The organism is Dietzia sp. SYD-A1 (assembly GCF_015356725.1).
Classification (GTDB): Bacteria; Actinomycetota; Actinomycetes; order Mycobacteriales; family Mycobacteriaceae; genus Dietzia.
On sequence record NZ_JADDKI010000123.1, the window covers coordinates 1 to 10,504 of the forward strand.

The following is a 10,504-nucleotide window of genomic DNA, read 5'->3' on the forward strand; positions in this document are numbered from 1 at the left end:
ACGCGGATCTGGACCCGCGGTCGCCCCTGCCCGCCCGGCCCGGACCGCTCGGGGTGGTCGGTAACGGAATCCGGGGCGGGTTGATCGGCATGGCCGAGCTTGTCCCCGGCGTCTCGGGCGGCACCGTCGCCCTGGTGACCGGCGTGTACCCGCGGTTGTTGGACTCCGGCGCGCACGTGGTGGACGGGATGAGGTCGGCGGTCCTCGGTCCGGACCGTCGGGAGCGGACGGCGGCGGCCTTCCGCCACGTGGACTGGTGGCTGTTACTGCCGCTCGCCGTCGGCATGCTCGCGATGGTCTTCACCCTGGCCGGAGTCCTCAAGGGCTTCGTCGAGGGCAGCCCGGAGCTCGCCCGCGGCCTGTTCCTCGGCATGGTCGCGGCGAGTATCGCGGTGCCGCTGGGGATGGCGCGGGCCACCCCGGGTGGACGGAGCTGGGCGCTGGGACTGATCTTCGCGGGCGGTGCGGCACTGGCGTTCGTGCTGTCCGGGCTGCCGAGCGGGGCGATCAGCGACCCCTCCTACCTGCTGGTGTTCGTGGCCGCGGCGGTGGCGATCTGCGCGCTGGTCCTGCCCGGGGTCTCGGGTTCGTACCTGCTGCTGGCGATGGGCCTGTACGCCCCGACACTCGGCGCGGTGGACGACCGGAACGTCGCCTACCTCGGGGTGTTCGCGCTCGGCGCGCTGGTCGGCATCTCTCTGTTCGTCAAGATCCTCGACCGGCTGCTGGAGGACTTCCGCAAGCCCACACTCATCGCCATGGCCGGCTTGATGCTCGGGTCCCTGCGAGCCCTGTGGCCGTGGCAGACCGAGGAGGCCGACGTCCTGGCTCCGGGCTCCGACTGGCCGGTGGTCCTGGCCGCGGTGGCCGCCGGCGTCGTGGTGGTGGTGATCGTCCTGGTCGTCGAGCGGGTGGTCGCCGACAAGGCCGCGACGACCGACCCGGACCCGCGGGTCACGGCCCTCGAGGATCGTGAATAGGAAGCTCCCCGACAGGCCGGCTCGAGCTGTCCGCGGGACAGCCCTTGCTTAATGAGACATGGTGTCTATGATGGACGCCATGTCTCATAGTGATGTGACGGATGCCACGTTCCTGCAGCGCTACCGGACCGTGCAGCGACTGTCCTACGACTGCGCCGAGAGCGTTGCCGCGACCCTCGACGAGGGGGTCACCGAACGAGAGGTGGCCGCGCGGCTGCACGAGTGGCTCACCGACCGGGGAGTACGCGAGTGGTTCCACACCCCGTTCGCGTGGTTCGGCGACCGGACCGCCTTCCGCGGCTTCGCAACGCCCGTTCACTTCTTCCCGACCCGTCGCCGACTGGGCGAGGGGATGCCCTACATCCTGGACGTCGCACCGGTCCTGGACCGCGCCGTGGGGGACATCGGCTACGCCCGCGTCCTCGGCGAGAACGCGATCCACGACGAGTTGATGACCGATCTGGCCGCCCACCGGGACCTCATCCCGCGACTCATCACCGAGGGCGCGACACTGCGTGAGGTCTACCTCGAGGTCGACGAGCTCATCCGTCGGCAGGGATATGACAACCGGCACCGCGTCTACCCCGGTCGAGTCATCGCCCATCAGGTCGGCGACATCGAGTCCCGCATCCCCCGCTTCATCGCGTTCGGTTTCGGCAGTCGCGCCGTGCGGACGCTCGTCGGCGACCTCATGGTCGAGCGTGCGCACAACCGGTCACCGCTGTGGGCGTCCGGGAAGATCTCCGACCACCGCCCGGAACCCGGGCTGTGGGCGGTCGAACCGCACATCGGCTTCCGCGACGTCGGGGTCAAGTTCGAGGAGGCGTTGCTGGTACGGCCGGACGGGTCGGCCGTGTGGCTCGACGACGAGACCCCCCACGTGCGCCGGTGGAGGCGGCAGGGTCTGGCCTGCGGGTCGGGGGAGGCTCCGGGGACGCCCGAGACCACGACGACCTCGGAGGCCGCGGCGTGAGCGGCGCCGATAGGCAGGTCGCAGACACACAGCTGACCACCGTGTCGACCACCGACGGCCTCTCTCTTGCGGTCTCGATCACCGGCCCGGCCGACGCCCCGACCCTCGTCTGCATCCACGGCTATCCCGACAACCGCAGCGTCTGGGACGGCCTCGCCCACGAACTCGCCGACCGCTACCGGGTCGTCAGTTACGACGTCCGCGGTGCCGGGGACTCCGAGGCGCCCTCCTCGCGGGCCGGCTACTCCACCGACCAGCTCGCCGCCGACCTGGACTCCGTCATCGACGCAGTGTCTCCGGACAGGCCGGTGCACCTGCTCGGGCACGACTGGGGATCGATCCAGACGTGGCACGCCGTCACCGGGGACGGCGCGGCCTCGCGTGCGGCGAGCTTCACGTCGATCTCGGGTCCGTGCCTCGACCTGGTCGCCCTGTGGATTACCGGCGAGGGGCGCGAGCGCACCGCCCCGATGCTCACCCAGTCCCTGTCCTCCACCTACATCGGATGGTTCCACCTCCCGTGGTTGCCCGAGGCCCTGTGGCGCAGCAGCGTGGGGGCCGGGCTCGGGCGCCGGATCGTCGCGATCGGACGCGGAGCCGCCGAGGTGTCCCCGGACGATGTCGCGCGCCCGGAGCGCGATCTGGTCAACGGGCTCGAGATGTACCGCGCCAACATGCGCCGCCACCTCTTACGCCCCCGGCGGCGTCACACCTCGGTCCCGGTGCAGGTCCTGACCCCGACCCGGGACGTGTTCGTCACGCCCGCCCTGCAGGAATGCGCGCGGCTCGGTGCGGAGGACGTCCACGTGCGTCCCGTCGTCGGCGGGCACTGGGTGGTGAGCGACCGGCCCGCGGTGGTCGCCGCACTGGTCGACGAGCACATACGGTCCGTCAGCGGATCCGGGGGGACGGAGAACGCGCGGGCCGTCGACGGGCGGCTCGCAGAGCTCGTCGTCATCACGGGCGCGGGCAGCGGCATCGGCCGCGCCACGGCCGTCGAGTACGGATCGCGCGGGGCCACCGTGGTCATCGCCGACCGCGACCTCGACGGCGCGGAGCGCACGGCCCGCCAGGTCGGACTCGTCGGAGGCACGGGTGTGCCGTACCTGCTCGACGTGACCGACTCCGACGCGTGGCAGGAGTTCGCCGACCATCTGAAGGAGCGCCACGGCGTCCCGGACGTCGTGATCAACAACGCGGGAATCGGGATGGGTGGTGGTTTCCTCGAGACCACCCTCCGGGACTGGCAGGCGGTCATCGACGTCAACCTGTGGGGTGTCATCCACGGCTGCCGGGTCTTCGGCGAGATGATGCGCGACCACGGGACCGGCGGCCAGCTCGTCAACGTGTCCTCGGCGGCGGCGTTCCTCCCCTCGCGCATCCTGCCCGCCTACGGCACCACCAAGGCCGCCGTGCTGGCCCTGAGCGAGTCCCTTCGTGCCGACCTGGCCCGCCACGGGATCGGCGTCACCGTGGTGTGTCCCGGCTTCGTCAACACCGGCATCAGCCGCTCCACCCGCTACGTCGGCATGGACGAGGACTCCCAGGAGAGGACCCGGCGCGCCGCGTCCGGGCAGTACGCCCGGCGCAACTACAGCCCGGAGAAGGTCGCCCGTGCGATCGTGCGCGCCGCCGACGATAACCGCGCCGTCGTCGCGGTGACCGCCGAGTCCCGGATCGGGATGCGGCTCCACGGACTGGCACCCGGGTTGCTGCGCGTTCTCGCGCGCGCCGACCTCACCCCGGGCTGAACCCCACCCTCCCCACCGCACGAAACCGGAAAGGAACCCCATGGCCACCACCACCGGAACGCAGGGCGGGCGCCCGCAGCACGACGAGGAGCAGCTCGTTCTGGTCGCCCGAGAGGTCGAGTTCGACTGGTCGGATCTGCCGTGGCACTGGATCCCCGGTGACCCGGTCATCACGCACACGTTCAACGTCATGCACCTGTTGCTGCCCGCCGGTGAGGACTGGTTCGTACGGGTTCTCCAGGAGGCCTTGCCCATGATCAGGGACGACCGGGTCCGGGAGGACGTCCTGGGGTTCATCGGCCAGGAGGCCATGCACTCGCAGGCCCACGGCGGCGTGCTCGGCCACTTCGCGGCCGCCGGTGTCGACGTCGCCGCCTACACGCGGCAGGTCGACTGGGCGTTCCGGACCCTGCTCGGAGGCCGTGACCTCCGCGGGCGTCGCGCCGAGAACTGGTTGGTCGAGCGGATCGCGCTCATCGCCGCGATCGAGCACTACACGGCCGTCCTCGGTGACTGGGTCCTCGACTCCCCGGCGCTCGACCGGGCGGGGGCCGACCCCACGATGCTCGACCTGCTCCGGTGGCACGGCGCCGAGGAGGTGGAGCACCGCGCGGTGTGCTTTGATCTGCTCACCCACCTGGACAGCTCATACATCCGTAGAGTACGCGCCTATCTCCTCGTCACCCCCGCCTTGTTCTGGCTGTGGGTCCGGGGCGTCCGGTTCCTCATGGCCGTCGACCCCGAGGTCGACCGCAGGGCCCGGTGGCGGGACTGGGCGGCGGCGGCCCGACGCGGCCTGCTGCCCCACCCCGCCCTGCTGCTCCGCGAGATCGTGCCCTACCTGCGTCGGGGATACCATCCGAACCAACAGGGATCGGTGGAACCCGCGATCCGCTACCTTGCCACCTCGCCGGCCGCGCGGGCAGGGCACTGACATGGCGGCCATCCCGAGGGAACTGAAGGCGGACGGTCAGGGGATCCTCGGGTACCGGCTGCTCGGCGCGATCGCGTCGGTGGCGTTCCTGCCCGGGCGGTCCGAGGGGTGGTCGACCGACCGGGTCCGGCCGGTCGACCGGGTGCGCCCGATGCGGGTCGTTGACACGCCGGGCCTCGCCGACGACGTGGTCGGGCTGGTTCTCGAACCGGCGGACGGGACGCCCACCCCGTCCTGGTCACCGGGGGCACACCTGGACCTGACCCTCCCGTCCGGACTGCGCCGACAGTATTCGCTGTGCGGCGCCGACCCGACCCGTCTCATGGTGGCGGTCCGGCGCGTCGGTGCCGCCTCATCGGAGATCCATGAGCGGGTGCGCGAGGGGGACGTCCTGCGCGTCCAGGGTCCGCGGACGGCGTTCCCGTTCTGCGGCGAGCCGCGGGTGCTGCTCGTCGCCGGTGGAATAGGGATCACGCCGATCGTGACCATGGCGCGCGAGTGCGCGACCCGTGGGCTGGACTGGCACCTGGTCTATGCCGGACGGACCCGCGCGTCGATGCCGTTCCTCGACGAGCTGGTCGCCCTCGCGGGGAGCCGGCTCACGCTCCTCGTCGACGAGGAGCGTGAGCGGTACCCGTCGGTCAAAGAGGTTCTCGGGTGGGCGGACGCGGACACCGCCGTCTACTGCTGCGGTCCCACCCCGCTCCTCGACCTGGTACGGACGGCACGGGGCCCGGTCCGTGCGCCACTGCACTACGAGCGTTTCGCGCCACCACCGGTGATCTCCGGGCGGGAGTTCGACGTGACCCTGGCGCGCGCGGGACTCACGCTTCAGGTCCCGGCCGACCGGAGCGCGCTCGACGTCGTCCTGGACGCCGTTCCCGACACCCCGTACTCCTGCCGCCAGGGGTTCTGCGGCACCTGCCGCGTGCAGGTGTGCGACGGCACCGTCGAGCGACGCGGGCGCGCGGGCGGGCCCGGCCGGCCGGGGGCGCGGGAGATGCTGCTGTGCACGGACCGCGCGGAGGGCGTCGGCCTCACCGTGGACCTCTAGTGGTCGGCCGACCCCGCCCCACTAGGGTGGTGCCCGTGAGTGGGCAGAGGGACGACACCGGGACCGCCACGTCCGGCCGGGGAGCCGACGGGCCCTCCGGGCAGCGTCGACGGCTCCCGCCCCGTGATCGGATGCGCCAGATCACCTCAGCGGCGTCCGCCCTGTTCGCCGCGACGATCTCCGAGAAGGTCACCGTCGCGGACATCGTCAACCGGGCGGGTGTGTCCCGGGCGCTGTTCTACCGCCACTACTCGTCGGTGGACGAGGTCTTCCAGTCCGTTGTGGACCTCGTCGCCCAGGATTTCGTCGACCGCCTCCGGCTCGAGACCACCGACGATCAGGACGCCGAACTCGGCCGGGTTCTCCACGACTTCCTCTACACATGTCAGGAGGTGAGGCTGCCCGCTCGTGCGCTGCTGCGGAACTCACGTCTCCCGGGCACGGACGATTCCGTGGTCTCGATGGTCTTCCTGCGGGCTGAGCAGGAGATCTACCGCCGCGTCGGAATCGGCGAACCGACCCGCCTGGCCAGGTTGACCGTCCGCTCCTGGTTGACGTGCATCGAGGTGCAGACGCTCGCCTGGCTCGACGGGGGAGATCAGGACGAGACGATCGACGAACTCGCCTCACGGCTGACGGCCACCCTCAGGGCCCTCATCCGCGTCACCCTGCCGACCGAGGACGAGGGCATGCTGGCACTCGCCCGGATACTCGGCTGACCGGCTCCTCCCTCCGCGGTCGTCAGTCGCCCGCCTTCCGGACGACGTCGAAGACCATCTTCTGGACGCCGTTGCCGTAGGCCTCGTGCTCGGTGAGGGCCAGCGGAATGGCGTCGACGTCGGCCGTGCCGAAGAGGCGCTTTCCCGCGCCCAGCAGGAGCGGGAAGACCAGAAGGTGGTAGCGGTCGACCAGGCCCGCCTCGGACAGGGCGTGGCCGAGGGTCGCGCTGCCGTGGACGATGATCGGGCCGCCGTCGCTCTCTTTGAGCCCGGCCACCTCCTCGACCGAGCGCAGGATGGACGTCGGTCCCCAGTCGTCCACGAGGTCCGCGTCGGTGAGGGTGGACGACACCACGTACTTGGGCAGCTCGTTGTACCGGGCGAAATCCTCCGTCATGCTCGGCCAGACCGGCGAGAACGCCTGGTAGCTGCGGCGCCCGAGCAGGAGCGCGGTGGCCTCGTCCTGTTCGCGTCCCTTGATCTCGTACGCGGCCTCGTCGAAGGGGATGTCCCGGAAGGTCCATCCGGCGTTGCGATAACCCTCTTCCCCGCCGGGCGCCTCCATGACCCCGTCGAGGGACATGAAGGCGGTGATGATGAGCGTGCGCATGGCGGTCCTTTCGCTGTGGAGTGGTGACGTCCTGTGGGGGGTGGCGTGCTGTTCGGCGGTCTCCGGCTGCGGCTCAACCGGGAGCCAGGACCTCCGTCTCGAGCCGTCGGTAGCCGGCCTCCATGCCCTCGACCATTCCGGTGCCGAGGATGATGTCGCGGAGCTCGGCGCTGTCGTAGGTGATGACGAGCGTCATCAGCGTCCCGTCCGCGACGGCCGTGAGCGTCTGCTCGTTGTGCGTGGGCGGGCCCTCGACCCCCTCCATCGTCTCGGTGAAGACCTCCCGGTGCGGCGGATCGGACGCGAGCAACTCGCCGGTCAGGGCGAAGGCCTCTCCCTCGACGCCGGCGGCGGGGGCCCACTCGAAGCGGGTGATCTCGCCGGGTGCAGAGGCGACCCGGCAGCTGACCAGTGCCCAGCCGTCGGGTCCGTGGAACCACCGGCTCAGTAGCTCAGGGTCATGGTGCGCGTCCCAGATCTGCCGGGGTGTCCCGCGCAGTACACGGCTGATCCGGACCTGCGTGTCCCCGAGGAGTTGTGCGCCGGCCGCTCGGTCGGCGGCGAAGGAGCGCAGGTCGGTCAGGACGTCGTCGATCTGGGCCATCGCGGACCGGGTGCCCTCCTCCATGCCCATGCCGAGGAGTTGCTCGAGCTGGTCGAGGCCGGCGAAGTACGTTGTGGTGGTCAGACGAGCGCCGCTGTCGGTCTCCTCGAAGGAGAACACCGCCCGCATCGTCGGCATCTCCGGATCGGGCACGCCGTCCGCGCTGGTGAAGCCGTCCAGGACCTCGAACGAGACCCCCTCGACCACCGAGAGGAATTCCCAGTAGCCGCCGCTGCGGGTGCCGTCGGGTCCGGTCATGTGGTACTCGGACCTGCCGCCGGGGCAGAAGTCGTGACGGGTGAAGGTGGCCGGCCACTGGGGCGGACCCCAGAACCTCTCGAGCTGGCGTGGATCCGCATACGCGTCCCAGAGTCGGCGGACCGTCACGGGGAAGTCGGCGACGATGGTCATCGTCAACTCCTCGAGGTCCTTGTCGACGGATGTGACTGGCATGGTCGGCCTCTTTCCTCGTGGTGGGTCTCTCGGGGTGCGGTCTGGGTGTGGTGGTCAGGGTGAGGGTCGGGTTCGGATTCGGGGTCAGTCCTCGGCGAGTAAGGCGTCGAGCCTGTCGATGCGCCCCCGCCAGAGGCGTTCGAAGCCGTCCAGCAGGCTCTGGGCCCGGCGGATCGCCTCGGGATTGCCCCGGATGCGGCGCTCCCGGCCGTGGCGGTCGTCGGTCACGAGCCCGGCCTCCTCGAGGACGTTGACGTGCTTGCGGACCGCCGCGAACGACATGTCGTAGTGATGGGCGAGATCGGAGATGGAGTACTCGTCGGTGAGCGTGCGGCGGACGATGTCCCGGCGCGTGGCGTCGGCCAACGCCCGGAACAACCGATCCACGTCGTCGTCACTGAGATCCACCCCGTGCGTGTGATATGAAACCATTTGGTTTCACATTAGGCCTGCGTCGTCAGTACGTCAACGGTGCGGCCGAACTCGCGCGCCCGGTGTCGTGGGTCGGCCCTACCCTTGGGGCGTGCGGTCGAGCGTGAGGGTCCCGGAGTCCGAGGTCGAGCGGTTCGTGGGGTCCGCGGCGCTGGCTCGGTCGCGGCCGTACGTCAATGCGGACGCCATCGGCGACGTGGGATACACCCCTGGTTCGCGGACCCTGTCGGCCTCGGTCGCGGGAAGTGGGGGCCGCCGGTACCGGACCGAGGTCGCCTTCGGGACTCCCGATCAGGACGGCTGGTCCCGTCCGAAGCTCAGCACCTGCACCTGCCCCGTGGCAATGCGGTGCAAGCACGCCGCGGCGCTCATGCTGTTCGCCGCGGCGGACGATCCCGGATCCGACTGCCCCGGATCCGACTACCCCGAATCCGACTACCCCGTGCCCGATTCCCCACTGACCGACTGGCGGAGGCGGATCGAGGAGACGCTGCACCAGATGGTGACGCAGTCCCCGCCGCGCGAGTCGGAGGTCTACGGCCTGCAGCTGTCGGTGGTGGCGGACGAGACCGTGGACGACGGCTGGACGGGCGGGCTGAGGCCCGGGCTGGGCAACCGGCTCCGCGCCCGCATCGTCGTGCCGGGCCGTGGCGGCCGGTGGAAGTCGGCGGGCGTCGAGTGGGACCGGCTGCGCTACGGGTGGACAGCGGATATGAGCGCCGCGCAGACCAGCTGGTTCCGCGCCGTGGACGCCTTGGCTCGTAGTCGTCGTCAGGCCCGGGTCTGGTTGGACCTGTGCGATGCCGAGGTACCCGCGCTGTGGCCGCTCATCGCCACCGCTGCCGAGGCGGAGGTGGAGATCGTCCCCGGCGACGGACTGCACGACGTCCGGCCCGGGCCACGCCGGCGCGTGGGGCTCACGGCCTGGTCGCCCGACGGCCGGGAGGTGGTGGTCACCGCCGCGGCGGAGATGCTGCCCGCCGACGGCGACCCGATGATGACCGACGACGACGTGATGACGGCGGACGGCGATCAGACGACGCCCGACGGTGAGGCGATCGACCGACCCCTGCCCGGCGCGCTCGTGGGTGACCGCGGTGACCTCGTCGCGGTGGTCCGCAACAGGGTGCTGGAGCTGTGCCCCGTCGGGCGGCTCGACCACGGGGTGGCTCGCGATCTGCGCCGATGGCGCGAGCTGGCCATCCCGGATCGGTCCGTGGCCGAGTTCTGCGGCGACTTCCTCCCCGGTCTGGCCGACGCGTTCCCCGTCGTCGACAGGGCCGGTCGCCTGGAGTTGCCCGAACTCGACCGCGTCGAGTTCGACCTGGTGATCCGCCGCTACGCCGGACCCGGTTCCGCGGACGGGCCGGATCTCCTCGCGGAGTGGTCCAGGCTCGAGGTGTTGCGGATGGGCGACGGCACGGAGACGACACGACGTCGGCCGCTGACTCCCGTGGACCCGGGGGACGCGGGGCTGACCCTGGCGGACCGCGAGTCGCTGGATCTCGCGGGGAGAGCCGAGGATGCCGGGTGGGGATGGATCGTCGCTCCCGGACGCGTGCGGATCGCCGGGCACGACGCGGCGGTGCTACTGGCGGACGGGGTGGCCGCGCTACGCGCCCTCGATGGCGTGCGGGTGAGCGTGCACGAGGGGGTCCCGGAGATCCGTCGTGCCGCCGAGGGGCCGCGGATCCGGGTGGCTGCCGAGGAGGACCGGTCCGGGATCGACTGGCTGGGACTGTCGGTGAGCGTGACCGTCGAGGGGCGGCCGGTGCCGTTCGCCACGGTGTTCCGGGCGGTGGTGAGCGGGCAACCGGAGTTCGTCACCGACGATGGCGTTCTGGTCCCGGTGGACCTGGAGCGCTTCGGGGAACTGCGCACCCTGCTCGATGAGGCGCTCGCGGCGTCCGCCGCCCGCGCCCGCGGGCCCGACGGGGTCGACGGGGCGGGTGACATCCGGATCGGGCTCGGCCAGGCCGGGCTCTGGTCGGACC

General features: G+C 71.2%; 9 protein-coding genes and 1 pseudogene. 7 read left to right on the top strand and 3 right to left on the bottom strand.

Features of this window, described 5'->3' with window-relative positions; all coding sequences use genetic code 11:
- From IY392_RS05800 to IY392_RS05825, 6 genes are all read left to right on the top strand, one after another.
- Positions 1-980: DUF368 domain-containing protein (locus IY392_RS05800; protein WP_228549081.1), on the top strand; the 980-nt coding region annotated here is incomplete at its 5' end.
- A 79-nt stretch (positions 981-1,059) separates the two neighbouring features.
- Entirely contained in the window at positions 1,060-1,953 is an 894-nt protein-coding gene (locus tag IY392_RS05805; protein ID WP_107758232.1) for a M24 family metallopeptidase, read from the top strand.
- Positions 1,950-3,704, top strand: coding sequence for an SDR family oxidoreductase (locus IY392_RS05810; RefSeq protein WP_231750361.1), 1,755 nt, complete (start codon positions 1,950-1,952; stop codon positions 3,702-3,704). Before IY392_RS05805 ends, IY392_RS05810 begins: the two co-directional genes overlap by 4 nt.
- 40 nt (positions 3,705-3,744) lie before the next feature.
- On the top strand, positions 3,745-4,638 hold the full coding sequence (locus tag IY392_RS05815; RefSeq protein ID WP_107757464.1) for a metal-dependent hydrolase: 894 nt from the start codon (positions 3,745-3,747) through the stop codon (positions 4,636-4,638).
- 1 nt (position 4,639) lies between these two features.
- A complete protein-coding gene (locus tag IY392_RS05820; protein ID WP_107757463.1) occupies positions 4,640-5,692 on the top strand; it encodes a PDR/VanB family oxidoreductase in 1,053 nt (350 codons plus the stop codon).
- A 35-nt stretch (positions 5,693-5,727) separates the two neighbouring features.
- A complete protein-coding gene (locus IY392_RS05825; protein ID WP_156607282.1) occupies positions 5,728-6,411 on the top strand; it encodes a TetR/AcrR family transcriptional regulator in 684 nt (227 codons plus the stop codon).
- Positions 6,412-6,433: 22 nt separating this feature from the next.
- Here IY392_RS05825 and IY392_RS05830 read toward each other — a convergent pair whose 3' ends face one another.
- The 3 genes from IY392_RS05830 to IY392_RS05840 all read right to left on the bottom strand — a co-directional run bounded on the left by IY392_RS05830 (position 6,434) and on the right by IY392_RS05840 (position 8,510).
- Positions 6,434-7,021: a dihydrofolate reductase family protein gene (locus IY392_RS05830; protein WP_107757461.1), complete on the bottom strand. Its 588-nt coding sequence runs from the start codon at positions 7,019-7,021 to the stop codon at positions 6,434-6,436.
- A gap of 73 nt (positions 7,022-7,094) precedes the next feature.
- The gene (locus IY392_RS05835; protein ID WP_107757460.1) at positions 7,095-8,078 is read right to left on the bottom strand and encodes an SRPBCC family protein; all 984 of its coding nucleotides are present in this window, start codon (positions 8,076-8,078) and stop codon (positions 7,095-7,097) included.
- A gap of 84 nt (positions 8,079-8,162) precedes the next feature.
- Complete coding sequence (locus IY392_RS05840) at positions 8,163-8,510, bottom strand: helix-turn-helix transcriptional regulator (protein ID WP_182613254.1); 348 nt, start codon at positions 8,508-8,510, stop codon at positions 8,163-8,165.
- Positions 8,511-8,601: 91 nt separating this feature from the next.
- On the opposite strand from IY392_RS05840, the pseudogene IY392_RS05845 reads away from it, so the two are divergent.
- Positions 8,602-10,504, top strand: a pseudogene (locus tag IY392_RS05845) (helicase SNF2); the annotation flags it as partial.